The sequence below is a fragment of the Pedobacter cryoconitis genome (genome assembly GCF_014200595.1).
Lineage (GTDB): Bacteria > Bacteroidota > Bacteroidia > Sphingobacteriales > Sphingobacteriaceae > Pedobacter > Pedobacter cryoconitis_C.
This window is the reverse complement of record NZ_JACHCG010000003.1, coordinates 461,660-483,456: the sequence shown is the minus strand read 5'-3', so window position 1 is coordinate 483,456 and position 21,797 is coordinate 461,660. Positions and strand designations below refer to the sequence as shown.

Annotated in this window: 15 protein-coding genes; 11 read left to right on the top strand and 4 right to left on the bottom strand. The window is 39.0% G+C overall.

Going from position 1 to position 21,797, the window contains the following annotated elements; all coding sequences use genetic code 11:
- Positions 1–10 precede the first annotated feature (10 nt).
- From HDE70_RS19235 to HDE70_RS19190, 10 genes are all read left to right on the top strand, one after another.
- The gene (locus tag HDE70_RS19235; protein ID WP_183891574.1) at positions 11–1,531 is read left to right on the top strand and encodes a trehalose-6-phosphate synthase; all 1,521 of its coding nucleotides are present in this window, start codon (positions 11–13) and stop codon (positions 1,529–1,531) included.
- A 36-nt stretch (positions 1,532–1,567) separates the two neighbouring features.
- Positions 1,568–2,479 (top strand): DUF6734 family protein, encoded by a 912-nt coding sequence (locus tag HDE70_RS19230; protein WP_183891573.1) that lies wholly within the window; start codon positions 1,568–1,570, stop codon positions 2,477–2,479.
- A gap of 26 nt (positions 2,480–2,505) precedes the next feature.
- Positions 2,506–5,574, top strand: a complete 3,069-nt coding sequence (locus tag HDE70_RS19225; protein WP_183891572.1) for a cyclic peptide export ABC transporter — start codon at positions 2,506–2,508, stop codon at positions 5,572–5,574.
- A 10-nt stretch (positions 5,575–5,584) separates the two neighbouring features.
- Positions 5,585–7,024: a serine hydrolase domain-containing protein gene (locus tag HDE70_RS19220; protein ID WP_183891571.1), complete on the top strand. Its 1,440-nt coding sequence runs from the start codon at positions 5,585–5,587 to the stop codon at positions 7,022–7,024.
- Between the two features lie 17 nt (positions 7,025–7,041).
- The gene (locus HDE70_RS19215) at positions 7,042–7,785 is read left to right on the top strand and encodes an aspartate/glutamate racemase family protein (RefSeq protein ID WP_183868371.1); all 744 of its coding nucleotides are present in this window, start codon (positions 7,042–7,044) and stop codon (positions 7,783–7,785) included.
- A gap of 35 nt (positions 7,786–7,820) precedes the next feature.
- Positions 7,821–8,786, top strand: coding sequence for a cupin-like domain-containing protein (locus HDE70_RS19210; protein ID WP_183891570.1), 966 nt, complete (start codon positions 7,821–7,823; stop codon positions 8,784–8,786).
- A gap of 77 nt (positions 8,787–8,863) precedes the next feature.
- Complete coding sequence (locus HDE70_RS19205; protein ID WP_183891569.1) at positions 8,864–11,326, top strand: outer membrane beta-barrel family protein; 2,463 nt, start codon at positions 8,864–8,866, stop codon at positions 11,324–11,326.
- 25 nt (positions 11,327–11,351) lie between these two features.
- A complete protein-coding gene (locus tag HDE70_RS19200; RefSeq protein WP_183868368.1) occupies positions 11,352–12,992 on the top strand; it encodes a condensation domain-containing protein in 1,641 nt (546 codons plus the stop codon).
- 90 nt (positions 12,993–13,082) lie between these two features.
- Positions 13,083–13,760 carry a 4'-phosphopantetheinyl transferase family protein gene (locus HDE70_RS19195; protein ID WP_183891568.1) on the top strand — a complete coding sequence of 226 codons (678 nt, stop codon included), beginning with the start codon at positions 13,083–13,085 and terminating at the stop codon, positions 13,758–13,760.
- A 49-nt stretch (positions 13,761–13,809) separates the two neighbouring features.
- Positions 13,810–14,841, top strand: coding sequence for an MAC/perforin domain-containing protein (locus HDE70_RS19190; protein WP_183891567.1), 1,032 nt, complete (start codon positions 13,810–13,812; stop codon positions 14,839–14,841).
- On the opposite strand, the gene HDE70_RS19185 is transcribed toward HDE70_RS19190, so the two are convergent.
- On the bottom strand, positions 14,825–15,937 hold the full coding sequence (locus HDE70_RS19185) for a Fic family protein (RefSeq protein ID WP_183891566.1): 1,113 nt from the start codon (positions 15,935–15,937) through the stop codon (positions 14,825–14,827). The genes HDE70_RS19190 and HDE70_RS19185 overlap by 17 nt on opposite strands.
- Before the next feature lie 234 nt (positions 15,938–16,171).
- Here HDE70_RS19185 and HDE70_RS19180 point away from each other — a divergent pair, with 234 nt between their 5' ends.
- A complete protein-coding gene (locus HDE70_RS19180; RefSeq protein WP_183868366.1) occupies positions 16,172–16,813 on the top strand; it encodes a TetR/AcrR family transcriptional regulator in 642 nt (213 codons plus the stop codon).
- A 273-nt stretch (positions 16,814–17,086) separates the two neighbouring features.
- Here HDE70_RS19180 and HDE70_RS19175 read toward each other — a convergent pair whose 3' ends face one another.
- From HDE70_RS19175 to HDE70_RS19165, 3 genes are all read right to left on the bottom strand, one after another.
- Positions 17,087–20,101, bottom strand: coding sequence for a glycoside hydrolase domain-containing protein (locus tag HDE70_RS19175; RefSeq protein ID WP_221302104.1), 3,015 nt, complete (start codon positions 20,099–20,101; stop codon positions 17,087–17,089).
- Between the two features lie 132 nt (positions 20,102–20,233).
- Positions 20,234–20,578 carry an antibiotic biosynthesis monooxygenase family protein gene (locus tag HDE70_RS19170; RefSeq protein ID WP_183891565.1) on the bottom strand — a complete coding sequence of 115 codons (345 nt, stop codon included), beginning with the start codon at positions 20,576–20,578 and terminating at the stop codon, positions 20,234–20,236.
- A gap of 13 nt (positions 20,579–20,591) precedes the next feature.
- Positions 20,592–21,770 carry a cytochrome P450 gene (locus tag HDE70_RS19165; RefSeq protein ID WP_183891564.1) on the bottom strand — a complete coding sequence of 393 codons (1,179 nt, stop codon included), beginning with the start codon at positions 21,768–21,770 and terminating at the stop codon, positions 20,592–20,594.
- Positions 21,771–21,797: the final 27 nt, after the last annotated feature.

The window sequence follows — 21,797 nt, the reverse complement described above, 5'->3', positions numbered from 1 at the left end:
ACGTATTATTATGAGACTAATCATTGTTTCAAACAGATTGCCTGTAACTATAGACGATGTTCCGGGCTCCGGTCATAAAAGGAGTATTGGAGGATTGGCTACAGGGATAGATTCTTACATCAAACGTATTAAACTTGCGCAAACAGACTTTGATGAGTATTTATGGTTTGGATGGCCTGGCGCTTCCATTAAAAAGGAGAAGCGGGAAGCCATTACCGAAGAATGTATAGCGCGTTATAGTTATCACCCTGTTTACTTAAGTAAAAAGTTAATTGAAGGCTTTTATCAGGATTACTGTAATAAAGTACTCTGGCCATTATTTCATTGTTTTCCTGATCGGATTACTTATGATACTAATTCCTGGAAATACTATCAGGAAGCCAATGAGATTTTTTACCTGGAATTAAAAGATAAGATCAAAGATGGCGATGTCATCTGGATACATGATTACCAGTTGATGCTCTTGCCACAAATGATCCGGAAAGATTTTCCGAATGCGGTGGTTACATTTTTTATGCATATCCCTTTTCCACCGATCAACTTGTTCAACCATTTGCCAAAGATGGAACAGGAAGGATTGTTGAATGGACTATTGGGCGCCGATGTGATTGGTTTTCATACCCAGGATTATACGCAGGACTTTAAGAAATGTGTGTCTAAAGTACTTCAAATTGATTGCAGTCAGCAAACGATCAGGAAGGCGCAACGTAAAATCAAGGTTGATGTTTTTCCGATGGGAATAGACTATCAGGAGATTAAAAAGACTGCTAAAAGTGAAGCTTGTACCCGTATCAAAGCGCAGGTGCGCAAAGATCTTCCGGCCTGCAAAATTATTCTTTCCGTTGACCGGCTGGATTATACCAAAGGAATCTTAAACAGGCTGATTGCTTTTAATAAATTCCTGGAACTTCATCCCGAATTAACCGGAAAAGTAGTGCTGATGCTGATTGTTGCACCTTCCAGGGGTCAGATCGAATCGTACAAACAGATGAAGCGAAACATCGATGAGTGGGTAGGCAGAATTAATGGCACTTATGGAACACATACCTGGTGCCCGGTCATTTATCAATACAGACAATATTCCTTTCTGGAATTATGTGCGCTTTATGGGATAAGTGATGTGGCTTTGATTACTCCGTTTTGTGATGGAATGAACCTGATCGCTAAAGAATATATTGCTTCGAATGAAACGGACCGGGGTGTCTTAATATTGAGTGAAATGGCAGGTGCCATTCATGAGCTTTCAGAAGCACTCGCTGTCAACCCATTTTGTCCCGATGAACTGGTCAGCGCATTAACTACAGCGCTTGCCATGCCGGCAGAAGAAATAAACCGCCGCAATAAAAAGATGCATTTAAGACTTCGCAGTTATGATGTCTTGAAATGGGCTGATACCATCTTTACAACCACCTCCAAAACCGTAGAAAACAGATACGGAAATAAGAAGAAAGTCCTGAATGCAATGATCCGTAAAGCTAAAATTGATCAATATCGCTGGGCGGATTCAGAGCCTGTTTTAGCGGTGCTATAATCAAAACCTATCTATAAACCTTATAATCTTAAACTTATGAAGTTAGTCCAGTCTTTTTGGTCCAAACCTTATATTAATTCCGCTGTAGATGCTGCCGAAACCCGTTTGCATGGCGGTTGGATTGATAAAAAGTATTATTATATGAGCTGGGCATTAAGCTGCTTACAGCTGTGCCGTTATTACGATCATGTTGAACTCGTTACCGACCGTCTGGGGAAAAAAATTCTGATCGATACACTGGAATTGCCTTATACCAATGTTCGTCTTGGGCTTGATGATCTGAATGATTATCCTGCTGACCTTTGGGCATTGGGTAAATTATATGCGTATGGCTTACAGAATGAACCATTTTTGCATGTCGATTCCGATTTATTTATCTGGGAAGAACTCAGGTCGGATATGACTAAAAGTCCGCTGGTTGCACAGCACCTGGAAAAAGAATATGCTTTTTACAAGAACCTGATGGAAGAGGTCGCTCCTTTAAACCTGCACATTCCAGAGTGTATCAAAGCAAGGCACAGAATAGAGCCAATCAATGCTTACAATATGGGAATTACTGGTGGTCATGATCTGGAGTTTTTCAGGCTTTATACTATCGAGGCCTTCAAATTTATCAATGCGAATAAGCAAAACTTTTCCCGCATGGCATTAGGCCCCTTTAATACAATTTTTGAGCAGGTCTTATTTTACAGCCTTGCGCAGACCCATCAGAAACCAGTCAACTTATACACCTATACAACCGGTGAACATTTAGTGGATGATGAGATGAAAGGTCTGGAGCGTTTCCGTAAAACACCACCTCAATCGGGGTTAACACATCTATATGGCAGCTGCAAAGGGATGCAGCCTTTTTGTGATGAAGTGAGTTACAAACTGAAAAAATATCATCCTGCATCCTATGAGAAGATCATGGACATTGTCGAAGCAGAAGCCGTACTATCCTTTTAATAATCAATACAAGTTATTCAATTCAAATGGGAAATTTTAAAGTCAAAAGTATTGTTATTGCTATACTGCTAAGCTGCGGTATACCTGGCTATTCTTTTGCTCAGACAAAAGAAGATAAAGTCCTGATCAATCAGATTGATCAGGAGGTTACTACACTGATGGAGCGCGGGAAAATTCCTGGTCTGAGCCTGGTCATCCTGAAAGATGGGCACCGGATCATCAGAAATTATGGCTATGCAGATCTGGAGAAAAAAATACCGGTTACAGCACAGACTTTATTTCAGCTGGGGTCTACGAGTAAGGCATTTACTGCGCTCGCTGTTTTAAACCTCGCTAAAACAGGTTCACTGAAGCTCGATGCTGATGTAGCCGATTATATTCCCTGGTTTAAAGTAAACTATAAAGACAAAGCGGCTAAAGTTACAATCCGTCAGTTGTTACACCATACCAGTGGAATTTCCTGGCAAACGCTTTCACTCATCCCTGAAAGTAATACTGCTAATTCGCTCGAACAAACTGTTAGAAAAACAGTAGATCTGGACTTGCGCAATTTACCGGGCAAAAAATTTGAATATGCGACGATCAACTATGATATTCTCGCCTGTGTTATACAAACAGTAACACATCAGCCCTTTGAATCTTATCTCCAAAACCAGGTAATAGGTACGCTTCAGCTAGCTAATTCTTCGATTGGTATTCCTGCTGACCCTGAGTTGATGGCCAAAGGATATAAAATTGGATTCTATAAAGCAAGGCCTTATACTGCACCGGTTTATAAAGGAAATAATGCAGCTGGTTATGTGATCTCCAATACAACTGATATGGCTAAATGGCTTGAATTTCAGTTGGGCACTACAAATTCTGAATTAAAGGAACTGGCTAATACTACCCATGAACGTGATCAGACCGTACCCTTACATGGAATGTCTTCTTATGCAATGGGCTGGGAAGTCAATCTGGATGGGAAAGGTAATATTTATCATGAAGGGTTAAATCCAAACTATACTTCTTATGTAAACCTAAATACCGCCGGGCATACTGCACTGGCGATACTGGCAAATTCCAATAGTAGTTTTACGACTTTGATTGGGGAGAATGTAACCAGGATATTGGCAGGCGATCCAGTAACTAAAGATTTTGAAAAAGTCGATAAGAGTGATCAGACTTATGCATTTGTTACTTTCCTGCTGGCAGGATATGTCTTATTAGTAGTCGCATTTGTGGGGAAAATAGGAATAGATGCTTTCAAACAGAAGCGAAAATTTGAAGGCTTGACCCGTGAAAAATCTGCTCAGCTTTTCTTCTTTGTTTTGTGCCTTGTTCCGATATTTTTTGCACTCTACCTGGTGCCGAAGGCTTTGGCAGGTTTCACCTGGGAGTCTGCTATAGTATGGTCGCCAGTTAGTTTTCTGGTAATGGCGCAACTGGTTTTGGGTGCGATTGCCATTAGCTTTTTTGCTTTTTTCATCAGTTTGCTGTTTCCTGAACAGGACAAATTGAAAAATCAATTGCCTCAGATTTTAGTGATGAGTATCCTCTCTGGCTTAGCCAATATGCTGGTCATTGTGTTAATTACCTCTTCTGTTGACAATTCGCAGTGGAAATATTTATTGTTCTATTATGCATTAACCTGTTGCATCTATATTTTAGGAAGAAGGTATGTACAGGTTAACCTGGTGACTATCAGCAGAAATGTCGTTTATGAATTGAGAATCCGGATTATTGACAAACTTTTTTCTACCAATTATCAGAATTTTGAGAAAATAGACCGTGGAAAGATCTATACTGCGCTTAATGATAATGTGAATACGATTGGTGAGTCTACCAATATGCTGGTTATGCTGATTACCAGTACATTTACAGCTCTGGGTACCTTTATTTACCTGGCTTCTATTGCTTTCTGGGCTACAATTCTGACAATCGTACTGGTTCTTTGCGTTTCACTGCTCTACTACCTGGTGAGTAAAAGCACCAACAAATACTTTGAAGAAGCCTGGACTACACGTAACGTTTTTATGAACCATATTAATGGTTTAATGGATGGCTTCAAAGAAATTAGTATGCACCGGAACAAAAAGCTGGAATATAAAGCAGATTTAACGCATACTGTCAATGAGTTCAAGGAAAAAATGACCACTGCAAATGTCCGGTTTATCAACGCAAGTATGGTCGGAGAGTCTCTGCTGGTGGTGTTATTAGGTACAGTTGTGTTTGCATTGCCTAAAATTTTCCCTGGAATTTATGCTTCTACTATTATGAGCTTCGTTATCATATTGCTGTACCTGATGAAGCCTATCAATGAATTACTGGGTTCTGTACCTGCTATTATGCAATTGAAAATAGCATGGAACCGTGTTCAGGAGTTTCTGACAGGTATTCCGGCAACGCTCGACATTTATGCAGAACCATTACCGCTGGAAAAAGTAGTGAACAGCATCAAACTGCAAGGTGTGAGCTATCAGCATAAAAACAAAAATGAAAAGAATTCTTTTGGTGTCGGCCCTATTGAACTGGAAGTTAAAAAAGGAGAGATATTATTTATCATAGGGGCTAACGGAAGTGGTAAAACTACGCTGGCAAAACTACTCACCGGTTTATATGAGCCGGATCAGGGAAGAATACTGATCAATGATAAGCCGGTAACAGGCAGCCAGCTTGGTGAATATTTTTCTACTGTGTTCAGCCCTTCTTATCTGTTTGAAAAGTTATACAACATCAACATTAATGATAAGGCGGCAGATATCGCCAAGTATTTAAAGATCCTGAACCTGGATGAAAAGGTTGAAATCAGTGAAAAAGGATATAGTACTATTGATTTATCCGGCGGACAAAGAAAAAGACTGGCCTTGCTGCAATGTTATTTAGAAGATTCCCCAATTTATTTATTCGATGAATGGGCTGCGGATCAGGATCCTGGTTACCGAAGCTTCTTCTACAGAATATTACTGCCTGATATGCAAAAACTAGGTAAAATCGTCATAGCGATCACGCATGATGACCATTATTTTGATGTAGCCAATGACATCATGAAAATGAAACAAGGGCGGTTAGAAAAATATGTGAGTGAAAATTTATCGGCCGTTGAGCTGGTTTAATCCAATCGTTATGAAAAAAATTAATCTCTTGCTGGCTGCGCTTATAATTTGCTGCATCACTGCACATGCGCAGCAAACGGCTACTTTCAAAGCAAACCATAGGGTTATCGAAACTAAACAATTTAATAAGCAGGTGAATGACATGCTTACCGATATCGGTATCCCCGGTTTGTCACTGGCTATAATCAATAATGATCAGGTTGTGTTCTCCAATGTGTATGGAAGCAAAACGCAGCTGGTTAGTGATCAGGCAGATCCTGAAACTATATTTGAAGCCTGTTCTTTATCCAAAAGCTTCCTGGTTTTTGTGGCTATGCAGCTGGCAGATCAGCAGAAACTGGATCTGGATAAACCCTTATACGAATATCTTGAATATCCGCTTTTACAGCACGATAGCCGGTATAAATTGATTACCGCAAGGATGATTTTAAGTCATTCTTCTGGCATCGAAAATTATAAGAGAGAAAATAATGCGGAGGTACTGGAATTGGTTGCTGCCCCCGGTACTGACTTTGTTTACTCCAGCGCCGGTTATGTTTATCTTGGAAATGTAATTGAAGTTATCCTTAAAAAGAGTGCTGATACGTATCTGAAAGAGTTGGTTTATGAGCCTTTACAATTGCACCGGACTTTCTCTAAATATGAAAAGGATGGCTCTTATCCTCAAAATTATGCAACCGGATATACTGTTTTTGGTAAAGAAATCAAAAAATGGAAAAATGATTCTGTCCTGGTTTCGGGTGGTATACATACCACTGCCAAGGATTATGCGACATTAATTACTTCTATTTTTAATAGAAAATACTTATCTGATGATCGCGTAAAAGATATCACACATGGCGATATTGGTTTGGGTGATAAAGGGAAATTGCTCTATTGGGGAGCTGGATTTGGTCTCCAATACGCACAGGGTGACACTATTATTTTTCAGAATGGTGTTCAGGACGGCTTCCGTTCCTGGGTATACTATTCTAAAAAGAATAAAAGCGGTGTTGCGTTCTTTACCAACAGCAGCCTGGGCATGTCTATCCTGAATAAACTAAACGAATTATCTGTCAACCTGAATATTGATCCTCTACTGGATGATAGTGATTTCGAACATTACCCGGATCCTGCGCTTGCTTTATTAAGGATTTACAGAACTGGGCCCGTAGACAATCTGTTTAATAAGGTTGCACATACTTCAAACAAAGAACTCTCCTTCGCCAGCTTAAATAATCTTGCCCTGATCATTGCTTCGGATAACAAAACCGTTGCGAAAAGGCTGATGGAAGAAAACAGAAAGAGGCATCCTGAAAAATCTGAAGCCTACTTAGAATTAGGAAAGCTGGATTTCAGACTGAAAGACTATAAATCGGCCCTTGCAAATTTTACACAATGCAAGCTGCTTAATCCTGGTACTACTGAGGTAGAAGGCCAGATCAAAGAATGCCTTAAAAGACTCAATTAATACTTAAACATTATATTATGACTCTGATTAAAGAAAAGGTTATCGGTATTGTAGGAGGGATGGGGCCTCAATCTGGTGTGGCATTGTTTAACAGTATCTTATGTGAAACAAAAGCGAAGACAGACCAGCAGCATTTATCGGCCGTTTTAATGTCTTTTCCCAAAGATATCACCGACAGAACTTTATATTTAGAAAACGACCTGATTACAAATCCTGCATATAATATCATTTCTATTATTAAAAAACTGGAGGCAGTTGGGGCTACGGTGATCGGACTGGCTTGTAATACCTGTCACTCCCCGAAAATTTTTGATGTCATCTCCAGTGCTTTAAGCAGTGAGCTTAAATTGCTGAATATGCCGTTTGAAACCTGCAAATACATCCAAAACTATCATAAAAAGGTACGTAGAGTTGGTATTATGGCAACCAATGGTACCTATAAAACCGGACTGTATAAAGACCTGCTCTTGCAGCTGGGGTATGAAGTGGTGGTACCTGAGTTTGAATTTCAGAATGATGTTATTCATAAAATGATCTATGATCCTGAAATCGGCATTAAATCAAATGCAGTGATTACTCCCGAGGCGGAACTTTTATCCAGACGTGCAATTTCATTTTTTAAAGCGCAAAATGTAGATGCGATCATCCTGGGATGCACAGAGTTATCACTTATTATCAAAGAAAGTGAAGAAGATAACATCCTGATCATCGATTCTGTAACCGTATTGGCTAAAGCACTGATCAGAGAGGTGACCAATTAAAAAATATTTATCCGGAAAATTAATCCTACCTAATTATGAGTACGTTAGCTAATCCTATAAATGGAGATTTGGAGATGAATGAACTTTGCAATTCGTTCTTTTCTGTAATCCCCGGAATCGAAAATGCAGCAGGAGTGAATGTTGTCAATGCCAGCGATCTTTGTGAAAGTTCGTTTAAAAGAGACTGGGTTTCCCAGAATAAACCATGTCTGATTAAAGGTGCAGTTAAACACTGGCCCGCAGTCAAGAAATGGAAAGATAAAGACTACTGGCTTTCCGCTTGTGAAAATTTTAAGCTGCACGTTTATCCGCATCAAAATTTCAACAACCAGGTCCGTCATAAAGATGGACGTGAGGAAATGCAGTTTCATGATGCAATTGAACGTTTATTTCAAAACCAGGATAAAATATTAAGCCTTCCCGGGGAAGTGATCTCACCAAATAACCGTTTCAAAGGAATTATAAAAGATCTGGGTGGATTTGAGTTTTTAGATCCGGAAGAAAAACCGAGATTATATTCCCAAAGACGCTTTTTTATTTATCGCCGGGCGGCTACTGCATGGCATTATCACGATGCCGATGAAACATTGATGTGCCAGGTGAATGGAAGTAAACGTGTGGCTTTATTACCACCGGGTATTCCACAAGTAAAACAGATCACAGATTTTTTAGAAAAAGAAAAGCACCTGGAAGGGGAAGCTTTAGACAAAGAGCTGAAATTGAATTCCTTTATTGCGGATGTAGAAGAGGGAGATGCCCTGTATATTCCTCCTTATTGGCATCATGGAGTGGTGCCAACTGATGGTAAAATTGGTTTTACACTGGCTTATTGCTGGGCAAGTCCAATTCATATTCTTGGTGATTTCTCCAATTACTTTGTACGAAATTTATACCGCCGTGGTCTCTGGCCAATCCGTCAAATCAGTATCGCACTCCCTTTTATTGGTTTTTATGCTGGTTTGTCGCATTTAATGAGAAAAGTATTTTATAAAATACACTAGAATTTATACTTTCAGCGAATTTATGTTCGGTACTTTTATCCATTCAATCTATTCTGCCTCTACTTATAATTAAAGAAATGAAGATTACAAAAAACATATATACGCTGCTCTTTTTATTGTTGATCTCTGCGGGAAGTTATGCCCAGGGAACAGTTACAGGAACAGTTTATGATGATCATAAAGGTGCTTTAAGCCTTGCGACCATCAGTTTACTCCGGTCGCAGGATTCTACGCAGGTTAAATTAGCGCAAGCGGATTTTTCTGGAAACTACCTGTTTCCTGCTGTTGCACCGGGAACCTATTATATTTCGGTATCCATGATCGGTTATGTGAAAAAACGCAGCAATAATTTTGTGCTGGATTCTACGCATCTGCATGTCAAAGTAGACGATTTGATCGTATTGACAGATAGCAAGTCTCTTTCCCAGGTTAATATTGTAGTAAAAAAACCATTGATTGAACAAAAGATAGACAGAACTACACTGAATATCGAAAATAGTATTCTGGCGGGGGGAAGTACTGTGCTGGAAATTTTAGAAAAGGCTCCGGGTGTAATTGTTAATCATCAGAACGATGAGATCAAGCTTAAAAATAAAAGCGGGGTGCTGGTTATGATCGATGGAAGAAAGAACTATCTATCAAGTACTGACCTGGCCAATTTGTTAAAAAGTATGACCAGTGATCAGGTAGCTACTATTGATATTATTGCTAATCCTTCGGCCAAATACGATGCTTCCGGCAACGCGGGTATCATCGACATCAAATTAAAGAAAAGTAAATTATTCGGCACCAACGGTAGTTTTTCCACAAGTGTGGGGAATGGAATCGTTCCTTATGGCCCGAAAGACCTCTGGCGTGAATTTGCGAACCTGAGCCTGAACCACAGGACAGAAAAGTGGAATGTGTATGGAAATGTCAATCAGTACAGAAGTGCAGATTATAATGAAACCACGCTCAAGAGGAATGTGAATTTTAACGATAAAACCAGTGTATTTGATCAGTACCTGACCCAGCCTAAAGTTGGAAAAGGAGTAACAGGGAAATTTGGTGTTGACTTTTCTCCTTCAGAGAAGACCAGTATCGGCATATTAGTGGATGGGGGGGTAGTTAAAGATGATATTAACGGGGTGAGCAATACACATATCAGTGGCGGGGAATCTGGTGTTTCCAGTTCCTTACAACAAAATTCATCCACTTATGCGCCACGCAGGTATATCACGACAAACTTTAACCTGAAAAGAGATTTTAATAAAACAGGGGCTGGTATACGCTTTGACGCAACTTATTCTGGTTACAACAATAAAAGGAACCAGGATTTCAATACTAACTTTTTTGATGCTGATAACCTGCTGACTGATAATCAGACACAGCGGAACAGTACGGAATCCAAAATAGATATTTTGACTGGCCGTGTTGATTTGACGCTGCCACTACAAGAAGGACTTGTTTTTGAAACTGGACTTAAAAGTGATTATGTAAAGACGATAAATGATTATGGTTTTGAAAGGCTGCTGAGTGGGAACTGGCAGAATGATCCTTTACAATCCAATAAGTTCATCTATAAAGAAAACGTCAATTCAGCTTATGTAAATTTTAATAAAAAATGGGATAAATGGAGCGTTCAGGCAGGTATGCGTGCAGAATTGACACATTCAAATGGAAATTCTATCACAGATAACAAGGTAGTAGACAGCAATTACCTGTCTTTATTTCCTTCGGTATTTGTGAGTCAGACCATTGATGCTGACAATTCGATCAGGTACTCCTACAGCAGGAGGATTGACCGCCCGAACTATCAGCAGCTCAATCCTTTCGTGTTTTTCCAGGATCCTTATACTTTAGATCAGGGGAACCCGTTTCTAAAGCCGCAGTTTACAGATAACTTTGAAATCAGTTATACTTATAAAGGCCTGGCAACGCTATCTCTTGGGTATTCAAATACTAAAGATTATATCGTTCAGCTAACCGAACAAAATGATTCTACCAAGGTAATTAAAGCCATACAAGGTAACCTGGGTAATTTTAAGAATTACTCTGCTAACCTTTCCTTCCCGTTAAACATCAGGCCGTGGTGGTCGATGCAGAACCAGTTTAATCTGTATTATAATAAATTTACGGATATGGGCTTACTGGGCGGAAATTTTTATGCGGGTAAACTGGCCTACAATATTAATATTTATAATGCGATTAAAATTTCAGATACCTGGAGTGCTGAATTGAACTTCGCTTATGTTTCACCTTATGTCTATGGCATAGAAAGGGCTATTAAACCCCGGTATAATTTTGATGCGGGAATCCAAAAAACATTTGCAGAAAAGAGAGCCAAACTGAAATTGAATGTAAGTGACATTTTCCTGAATTCTCAATACACAGGATCTCTTAAATATCAAAACCTGGATCTTGCCATTTATAACCGGTGGGTAAGCCGGAAGGCAACTTTAACCTTTAGCTATAGCTTTGGAAAACAAACAGTAAAATCTTCGAAATCAAGAGGGACAGGTGCTGAGGACCTGAACAGAAGGGCCAGTCCAAAATTGTAGCCTGCGCTTAAGCAAAAAGAAAACTATGGAAACGCTCATCTATAAGTTAAAATGCAACAATATCAGGATAGATGTTGTCAGTGACCAGCTAAAACTTGAAATGCCTCCGGGTTTTGATTTTTCAGGTATTTTAGCAGAGGTCAGAAAAAATAAAGAACACCTTATTGCCTTCATTAAAGAGGCTAAACGCAAACATTCAGCCGTTAACTCCGAAAAATGGTTTAGTATAAAAGACACAGACTACTATGAGAAATCGAGAGAAGATAAGGATTATGAAACTACGCACCAGCAAAAGAAATCATTTTTCCGTTATTTAATTGCCGGCAGTTTTTTACATAACCAGAATTTTCAGCTGCAAATTGAGGCACTCGATATTGAGGCCATGCGTAAAGCTATCTTTACGGTAGTAAAACGGCATGATAGTTTGCGTACTTATTTGCTCTTGATTGATGGGCAGGTGAGACAAAAGATATATGATGATCTTCCGCCAGGCTTTGAAATTGGTTATCTTGATCTTTCAAAGGAAAAAGACGAAGCCATTAAATATGCGAGATTCAGTGAGAAAGCAACAAATGTTTTGTTTGATCTTCAAAAAGCACCATTCATTGCATTTACAATTGTCGTATATTCGAATGACTTGCAGGGCTTGTATATTTCTATGCACCATGCAATTTCTGATGACGGGTCAGTTAAGATCTTAAAGCATGAAATCATGCGGCTTTATACTGCGTTTAAGAAAGGAGAGCCAAACCCGCTACCAGAGCAAAAAATGCAGTATTTAGATTATTCACGCTGGGCAAACCGATTCCTGAAAAGTGAAAAGGGCAAAATATCCAGCGAGTTTTACAGAAAGGCTATCTCCAGAAGTATTGCACTCAATCAACAGCACTGGAAGAAGATTGGAGATCCCAGGGCACTTACTTTTGGTAAGATATCTTATAAAAAAACGCTTGAAGAAGAGATCAGGAAATATCTTAATAAAGAAAATATTGAGAAATATGCGGAAGCGGTAGGCACTGTTGTCTCTTTGTACCCTGCGCCGGGAGCTAGTTATAAGACTTATATCAGTCCGTATTTGCTTATAGAATTAAGAAAGCTTTCAATGGAGTCGGAATCGACATTATTTATGACACTGACCGCTATCCTTTCTATTGTATTTTATAAAACAGAAAATATAGTCAGTGTGAGATATTGTCTTGCTTATAGTAATCGGGTTCTTAAAGATTTTGAATCGATTGTTGGCTGGTTAACTTCAGAAATAATAATTTGTATAGAAGAAGATAATGGTTTAACATTCAATGAGTTTGTGAAAAACGTCACCGATAATATTATGGTGGCTTCTGACCATAGGTTTTATGCACAGCAAATGATTATGAAAGATCTGGATTTACCAGTCAATGATTTATCTCCCATTATGCTGAATTTTCTGAGTGTGCCTGATGTGGAAATAGAAAATATGACTCCATATCATTCAGATATCGGGTCCGGACTCGGAGATCTTAAATTCACCATTAATGAAAATATAAACTGCATCTCCATCAATACGCAATATAATAAACTCAACTATAGCCCTGCTGCTATTGAAAATATGTTTGACGTCTTTTTTAAGGTTATACACGTAATTCTCAAAAACAGGGATATCCCCTTATCGGCATATATTCAATAGGTAGTATGCTAAACACATCCCGCTTTTCCGCAGGATAATATGGCTGTGATTTCAGGCCAAATGATATTCACATTTTAAATTAACAATTGTATGAGGACGATTTTAACCGATGCTCCCGATTACTATGATGTAAAAGTATTTTATGCCAAAGTGAGTGATCAGGTGAGTGAAGAGGCCTATCAGGATTATATCCCTGAGCTTCCGTTAGTTTTATACGATAAAATAATGCGTTACAGACTAACTCAGGACCGGAAACTGCAATTTTTAGGGAAGGCACTTTTATTAGCGGCGCTAAGAGATTTTGGTTATGAAAGCAATTGTCTGGAGGACTTGAAGTTTACTGAATTTCAAAGGCCATATATGGATGGTGATATAGATTTTAATATTTCTCATTCGGGCGCAGTGGTAGTTTGTGCGATTGCCAGGGGAATTAAAGTTGGAATTGATATCGAAAAGATAGTCCCTCTGGATGTAGAAGACTATCTGGAAGTCTCTATGAATAAGATCCAGCAGGTCATGATCCAGGATTCCAGTAATCCATTACATTCTTTTTATACGTTATGGACTTTAAAAGAAAGTATTTTAAAAGGTGATGGAAGAGGGCTGAATATTCCCCTGAAAAGTGTAGTTATAGACAGTCAATTAAGTATTGGCACTTTCCAGGAGAATAAATGGTATTTGAGAAGAATAAACATTGAAGATGAATATATGTCCCATATTGCATTGAGTGATAATGTTAAAAACTTAGAAGTAATAAAGAAGTTCTAATTAGTATATTTGATAAATTTTTTATTAAAATCTTATTGAAATTATTTCTGTGAAAAATATTCTTCTTCTTCTTGCCATATGTGCAGCATTTACTTCTTGTAAAAAATCAACTGAAAATCCAATAATATATCCTGATCCCGTTTATGTGCCAGATACTATTGTAACTGTTTCAAAGATACAAAATGTGACTAATCAACCAGATCCTAAGGGGAATGGCGTTTATAGCATGCTTGGATTTGGATATGATATCACTGGCAAATATGAACATATATCTGCTGTACGCGGACAGGCGATCGATGTATTAGGACTTGCGAAAGACAATGACAATAATTTTAATATAGGTTATGGCAGTTCGATGGAACCATTTGTTGTTTTTGGTTCAAATGCAGAACATTTTGTTGGACAATTCCGATCTCCTGGCGGAGAGGGAAAAAACTCTTACCTGTTCAAAGGAACGATTACAGCCTCATTTCCTGATAAAGATTCATTTTCGCGGAAATATATTTATGGAAATTATTCATTGATCTCCCGGATATACTACGCAATCATGCGTTATAATGAAGGTTATTTAACTCCAGAGTTTACGCAGGATATACTGGCTATGAGCAGTGCTGATCTGGTTGGGAAATATGGTACTCATGTGCTTACAGGTATTGAAGTTGGGCAGAAACTTAATATTATCTACCAGGCGGTAGCTAAGGACAAAGATGGGGAAAGAACAACTGCTGTCGTATCTTCAAATTTTACTGTTGCACTAAAAAATGTATTTGGTTTGTTTTCAGGACAGCTGGATAAGCCTAATGCAAGAGATCTTGCAGCAGTTTCTTCACAAAAAATAGTTTATGATGCTGTGGGGGGTGATACCTCGACGCTTAAAGCAGATCCCCGATTTAAAACTACTAAAATTAATATTACAGAATGGTTACGGAGTAACACAAAGGAAAATGCAGCATTCATTGGAATCAGACAAAATGGGTTAGTTTCCTTAGATCAACTGATTACTGATCCTGTTAAAAAAGCAGAGGTGAAAACATACATCAGTAAATATATAGCTGATCAGCAGGTTAAACTAATTGATTAATCTGTTTTCCAATGAAATTGAGCTTATAATTTGTACTCCTGCCAGCACCTTGCTGGAGGAGTATATTTTTTTTAACTAAATCCTGAATATCCCGTAGCGCGGTATCCTTAGATGCTTTAGTGATTTTTGACCATTTTGAAACCGTTAAATTTCCAAAGAATCCATCGAGCAGCTGATCAACCATTTTTTGCTGACGGACATTAAATACAGTATTCCGGTTTACTTCCCAAAAAAGGGTTCTGGTCCTGATCGCATCCAGTATAAGATCTGTACTATCCATTGCGCGGTATAAGCAATCTAAAAACCAATTTATCCAGGCAGTGATATCCAATGATCCTTTTTGAGTTTTTTCAAGGATTTCGTAATACTGATTCCGGTCTTTTTGTATTTGAGCAGACATACTGTAGAAACGGTTCTCTGTTTGGTCTGCTCTGGCCAGGAACATATCTGTGATTGCTCTTGTTATACGGCCATTTCCATCATCGAAGGGATGTATGGTGACAAACCAGATATGTGCGAGCGCAGCTTTGATAACCGGATCAAGATGCTGATCGTTATTAAACCAGTTTATAAACTTGGTCATTTCGGCAGAAAGTCTCTCGGCAGAAGGTGCTTCAAAATGTATTTTTTCTTTACCCATTGCACCAGATACAACCTGCATAGGGCCGTCGCGCAATTCGGCTACTTTTATTTTATAAAGTCCACTGCGTCCGGTGGGAAATAAAGCTCCGTGCCAATTGTTTAATCTTTCCATAGATAAAGGCTGCTGATAATGCTGAATAGCGTCCAGCATCATTTCTACTACTCCATCTACATGGCGCTCTGGTGGTATCGCACCAGCGATCTCTATGCCCAGGCGTTTAGCGATAGAAGAACGGACTTGTTCATTATCCAGCATTACTCCCTCAATTTCACTGGATTTAGTAACATCCAGTGTAAGTGTTTGGAGGATTGTTTCTTCTCTGAGGTCAAAGCCAAGTGCACTCATCTGACCCAATATTTTGCCCTGACGGTATCTTACTTCGCCGAGTTTCTTAGTTAGATTTTCTGTGTTCCAGTAAAAGTCGGGCCAGTTGTTTTGTTGATGGATGTACATATTCGCCGCAATTATGCAGTGAATATACAGATTATTCGGCTCATTCTACCTATTCGATGCAATTATGCGGTGAATAGATGATTTAATCACCGCATATGGGATTACTTCTAAGCTGTGCGTAATTAATTCCTCTGCTTCTTAATTAAATCAACTAAAAAATAAGTTTGAAAGATTACATAAAACTCTATTTTTGAATAAATTCCTACGAAAGAGATTATGCTGGATAAAAATGTTTTGAATAAAACGGAGCCGAAAAACAGGAAACTAACAGAGCGAAAGCTTATTGATGCAGTAGGGGAAATCATCCGGTCAACGGGTTATACTGGATTGGGTGTAAATGCCATTGCTAAAAGCGCAGGTGTCAGTAAAAAACTGATCTATCGCTATTTTGGTACAGTTGATTCTTTGATTGAAACGTATCTCATAGAAAGAGATTACTGGGTCACTTTTTCTAAAAAAGTGAGTGATGCGGCAGTTGCGTCCAATAAAAAGCAAACTATGATTGAGTTTTCGTCCAGTATCTTCGAAAACCAATTTGATTTCTTTTTCAATGAAGATGAAATGCAACGGATTATCCTTTGGGAGATCTCGGAAAAAAGTAATATTTTAAATGACCTGAGCAGAAAACGTGAAGCTATGGGAGAGGAACTTCTAAAATTAACAGATCCTTATTTTAAGGACTCAGATGTCAATTTCAGAGCTGTTTCGGCAATTATTATCTGCGGAATTTATTATTCTGTATTACATACTAAAAAGAACGCTAGTACCTTGTGTGGCCTTGATCTGAACACCGAGGCAGGAAGAAAAGAGATTACCAGGGCAGTAAGAAAAATAGTAGAGCTTTGTTTTGGAAGTAAAAAGAAAAAATCAATCTAAAAGATACCTCATGGCTAAACACACCTAAAGCCATGAGGTATACTAATTAATGTTGGTAAGAACGATTTCTAATCTTCTCAAAGATTCACACATCACAAAGTTAGATCACATTAATTCTCTAAGTGGTGACATAAGTGAAAAATAATTCAATTATTTTTCACTTAAATATTTATTTAAGTATCTTTTTATCAGTGTGTTGTGTTTTTGTTTGTTAACTACGTTGATAAAATTATCTAAGTGGTCATTCTATAATCGCAAATTGGACGCTGAAAATCACTCCAGAATCAACAATAAGCCTTCTCCCTTTTTAACCGGAATTTCGTCGTTGACAGCAAAAGTCCCTGCCTGTTGAAAATTCCGGATAGCAGGCGCTTTAAGCGTTACTTTTTTGGGATCAATTCCTAAAGCTTTCCAGTTCAGCTGAAGTTTCACCTTCGTATCTTCTTTAGCCCAGCTTGCTATCGCAATCAATGCCTTTTTATCTTTTAAATAAACAGTAGCCAAAACATCAGTAGCAGTTGTTTTGACCGGATTGTTTTTTACCCAGTATCCGATCATCCGGCTATTTTGAAGACCGAAACTGTCCCAGACCTTCCAGATAGGTCGTGGATCTGCATTCGCAGACCATGGCATACGGTTAGTCATTCCATAAACCATGCCTCTCCATGGATTACCTCCGCCTTCCAGCATCTCGCCCATTAGCCCAAATGGAATCCCCGAAATTTCTGTCAGATAAAAATCTGGTGTATTGTTCTCATAGTCGAAGTTTTCTCCAAACCACAGCCTGTTTAAATAAGGGAAATGATCCATGTATAAATTGGCGCTGTTATTAAAACCATCGCGTTTATTATATTGATTCGCTGAGTGCAAGTCAATAATACCAGGGTGGCCGTTTTGAGTTAATACTCTTTTTATTCTTTTCATGGTCGTTCTGTCGTAGGCCACATCATCCAGATAGATGCCATCAATTCCAACATTTTGTACCAGCCAGCTCATTCCTTCCACATAGTAATTATGCCAGCGGCTCATTCCACTGTTTATAATCGCTGCATCTTTTACTTCGGGGACATACCAGGCTGCAATATAATCTGCATTCAAATGTTCCTGTAACCAGGCATAACCACCTCCTTTACCTTTGGAGAATATCTCATGTCCCAAACTTCTTAAAGGAGCTAATTCATAAGCGCTGTTAGATACCTCCCGTACGGTATTGTATATTTTTACTTTTAAACCCAGGTGATGTGCTGAGTCTATATAACTCTTCATCTCCTCATGTGCGATAAAAGGATAATTGATATAAGGATTAATGGCAGTTCCATGGTGAATGTTGATGACAGTCGCTCCTGTGGCTTTTATCGTATCTACATTATTATACTTGTGATAATACCTTGTTGCCCATTGATCTTCGGTCTGAAGCGTATGGAAAGGCGTAATCATTAAATTGAAATTATAATAAAGTGTATCGCCGGCTTTCATTTCCCTTGCACCGCTATAGTTGGTTACAGCAGTATTTGAGGTGTTTTGTTTGATGTCGATTCCTCCCTTGTCCTGATTTCCCCAGGAGCCTGGTAATAAAAGTGGTTTATCCAGATAGAAATTGGTGTTTAAAGGGCGGGTGTAGTGCTCATCTTTTAAAGAGAAACGCAGACCCGCATTTACTGCCCCAATCCAGGCGCCATCCTGATTTTTATGAGCTACATCCCATTTCCATTGATAATCAGCAGGTATTTTTCCGCCTTTTAAATTCAAACCCATCATATATTCAGCCACTTGTTTTTGGAAAGGAATGACCATTCTGATGTCTTTAAGTTTTAACTCTTTTAAGGCAGTAAGCTTAATGGTATAATTGATAAATCCGTCAAACTCCAGGCTGGCTTTTACTTCCATCTTTAATTTGGGTGCTGTATTTAAGGCTGTCCATTCCACCTGACCCGGTGCTGTTTGTTTGATTTCGGGTTTTCCCGTTTTCCACTGGAGAACTGAACCATCTGTTTCTTCGGCAATCAAAGCAAAAGGAGCTGCTAACAGCGGCCTCGGTTGCTGATCAATTGCTGTCATTTCTTCTGTAAAGAAAGATTGGATTTGTGCCGGCATCCCGTCATTCCCCAGAATCATTTTTCTTCCTAACAAACTGATCGTATTTCCATCTATTTTTAAAGCGGTATAAGGTTTGATCAATTCATTTTTCTGACCTAAAGATGAATTCAGCCAGGTCAGACGAGTTTGTTTCCAAGGTTCGTTTACCCCTCCGTTAATCGCCTTTTTTGGACTGACTACTATTTTGAGCTGTATGGGAACAGCTGTTGTCCCCTCAGCCATGACTGTAACTGTTCCGTTATAAGTGGCAGGTTTTGCGTCTTCCGGAATATCCAGTAAACACCATAGAGATTGGATTTCGCCTTTATGCACATCCACTTGTTTCTTTAATACTTTATTATCCCAGTTAATACCATCAGTATTAAGGCACGAAAGCAGAGCAGCGGGGATAACAGCACCATCAGTGCTTTTTAAATCGGTAAATTTTAAGTTTACCTTTTGCAGGTCTTTTGAAAAGGCATACAGCCCTAACTGAAAACTGAAATTTTCACCCCGGGCAGCTGTATCTGTAAAGGTTTGGGTTGTTCCCTTTAACACCCAGCGTTGCGGCAGATCTTTTTCCATTTTTACAGGGTGTAACCTGTCTTCCGGAAAAATCAGGTAAGGCTGGTTTTTGTTTTTAGCAATCAGGCTTGCGGCTTCTTTTGCCGTGGCGATGACTTCCATAGGGTAAAAACTGTTTAACTGGTTATACGATTCCAGGTAATCTACTTTAGTCGCTATTGTTTTACCACTGATTTTATTCTTCCAGGCTAAAGCAGCCCGGTCAGCTGGTTTTTTATAAACTGCTGTCGGATAATTTGAGCCCGGCTGCACATGAAAAGGAAGATAATAAATATAATATTTTCCTGCACCGGAGACTGGCTCGAAATAAATTGTTCCCGTTTCTCTGGTCAGGTTCTCCGTTTTTACATTTAGTATGCGCTGATTGGAGCGCGCATCCACTACAATAATTTCTTTAGTTGCGGGATCATCCTTTCTTCGCCAGTCAATAACTGTTTTTGCTACTGCACCAGCAACAAAAACTGTAACGACTGCACGATGGTTACCTAATGAATCAGGGTTCCAGCTGCTGTTGCCGGTCAGATATTTTAATTGTTGTGCCTGAGTGACTGTACAATTGATGCTTAAAAGTAAAGCGACCCCAAGGATAGCTTTGGATAGAAATTTGATCTGGATTAATCTGGACATGGTCTTAGGTTAGGGATGTTTTCCTAAGCTGAAGGTATTCATTTTAATCACGAAAGGCCTGAAAACACCCCTGATTTGGGGTTGAAAATTAACGCAAACGTTTGATCAGGAGCTATATTCAGCAATATTTGGCTATCCAAGTGCAGCTCTGCTATCTGCCGGAGCTTCTTTACGATCAAACATTCCATAATCTCTTACCACTGTGGCTATTCTTAAATGATAATCTTTAAAAATCACATTACGGCCTTGTGACTGTGCATCCCGGTGCATTTCTATATTTCTCCATTCCAGAATTGCTTTCTCACTTTCCCAAAATGAAAGAGATAAGATTTTATCCGGCTGTATCAGGCTCTGGAACCTTTCGATGGAAATAAATCCCGTTATATTGGAAAGTTCAGGATAAAGTTTTGCAGCAATGGCCAGGTAGTCTGCCTTTTTACCCGCTGCCGGGATGACTTCAAAAATTACTGCGATCATTTTTCTTGATTTTTTAAAGGGTAATAAATAGGTTTTTAACCAGCCTGGCATTTAAGAGTGGCTCGTAGGTTAAGGACTGGGGTAGTATTTGAATACGGTGGTGTAAAATTTTAAAGGTTTCGGCAGTAAGGTGCATCGTTAAATGTTTAGCCAGGCATTGATGATGACCTGCACCAAAAGCCAGGTGCTCCTGGTTATTGCTTCTGGAAGGGTTATAGGTTAGGGGAGATTCAAATATTTGAGGATCAAGATTAGCTGCTGCTAATAAAATGATAATCATTTCTCCCTCTTTTATCAACTGATCGCCTATCAAAAGATCCTTTCCCGCAATTCTCCGGGTTAAATGTATTGGCGGGTCAAAACGCAGGGTCTCCATAACAGCTTCTTTGAAATGGTTTGCTCCTTCTGATACAGGAACAGGCAATTGATGGCGGGCAAGCTGCAAGACTGTATTGGTTAGCAAGCCTCTTCCTGCATCATAGCTCTGAATTAACAGGCCAATAAGATTAGAGATCAATAGTGTTGTCCATTCCCCGGGGTATAAATTATTTTGAGCTGTTTTAATATCCGGCAGATATTTTTGCAATAAAGAGAATAAAAAGCCGAGCAGCTCATTCAGCTGTAAAATGTCTTCTGAAGTTTGCCCGGGAGACATGATCCTGACCAGTATGGGAAGATAACCGATAATTAAATTACAATCTTCTGTTCCGATACCCAGGCTCTTTAAGATATAGAGTGCGGGTAGTTTTTTACAAACCACCTCAACCCAATCCACAGGTGCTCCTGCGCTAGTTTTTTTCAATAATGAATCAAGCAGCGCATTGATGACGACGGGTTGCATTTGATTGTAAATCTGCAATGCTGCATCTCTAGATTGCTGATGCTGTTCAAAATTACTTAGTCTGGCTAATTGTTGAATCAATTTAACCGCATTTTGATTCAGACCAGTCTGATCGGTTTTAATTTGAGGGATAAGTGCATCCTGATTTAGTAATACCTCTTTAGCTTGTGGATAACCGTAAATGATCCAGCTTTGTTGTGCCTTATCATAATGAACCTGATGTGCTGCCCTTTTTTGAGCATAGAATTGATGTGGTTCAGTTGTATTCCAATCTAAAATAATTCCGGTATCCATGAGTTGCTGGTTAGTGACTTCATCAAAAGTAGCTAACCTGAAAAGGTGATACTTCATTTTAAAATGAAGCGTCCTCAATGGATA

Excerpts from the sequence above, each read along its gene's own strand:
- HDE70_RS19225 (WP_183891572.1), top strand. The coding sequence starts at position 2,506 with ATGGGAAATTTTAAAGTCAAAAGTATTGTTATTGCTATACTGCTAAGC.
- HDE70_RS19185 (WP_183891566.1), bottom strand. The coding sequence starts at position 15,937 with ATGTACATCCATCAACAAAACAACTGGCCCGACTTTTACTGGAACACA.
- HDE70_RS19230 (WP_183891573.1), top strand. The coding sequence starts at position 1,568 with ATGAAGTTAGTCCAGTCTTTTTGGTCCAAACCTTATATTAATTCCGCT.
- HDE70_RS19215 (WP_183868371.1), top strand. The coding sequence starts at position 7,042 with ATGACTCTGATTAAAGAAAAGGTTATCGGTATTGTAGGAGGGATGGGG.
- HDE70_RS19210 (WP_183891570.1), top strand. The coding sequence starts at position 7,821 with ATGAGTACGTTAGCTAATCCTATAAATGGAGATTTGGAGATGAATGAA.
- HDE70_RS19205 (WP_183891569.1), top strand. The coding sequence starts at position 8,864 with ATGAAGATTACAAAAAACATATATACGCTGCTCTTTTTATTGTTGATC.
- HDE70_RS19195 (WP_183891568.1), top strand. The coding sequence starts at position 13,083 with ATGAGGACGATTTTAACCGATGCTCCCGATTACTATGATGTAAAAGTA.
- HDE70_RS19235 (WP_183891574.1), top strand. The coding sequence starts at position 11 with ATGAGACTAATCATTGTTTCAAACAGATTGCCTGTAACTATAGACGAT.
- HDE70_RS19220 (WP_183891571.1), top strand. The coding sequence starts at position 5,585 with ATGAAAAAAATTAATCTCTTGCTGGCTGCGCTTATAATTTGCTGCATC.
- HDE70_RS19165 (WP_183891564.1), bottom strand. The coding sequence starts at position 21,770 with ATGAAGTATCACCTTTTCAGGTTAGCTACTTTTGATGAAGTCACTAAC.
- HDE70_RS19200 (WP_183868368.1), top strand. The coding sequence starts at position 11,352 with ATGGAAACGCTCATCTATAAGTTAAAATGCAACAATATCAGGATAGAT.
- HDE70_RS19170 (WP_183891565.1), bottom strand. The coding sequence starts at position 20,578 with ATGATCGCAGTAATTTTTGAAGTCATCCCGGCAGCGGGTAAAAAGGCA.
- HDE70_RS19175 (WP_221302104.1), bottom strand. The coding sequence starts at position 20,101 with ATGTCCAGATTAATCCAGATCAAATTTCTATCCAAAGCTATCCTTGGG.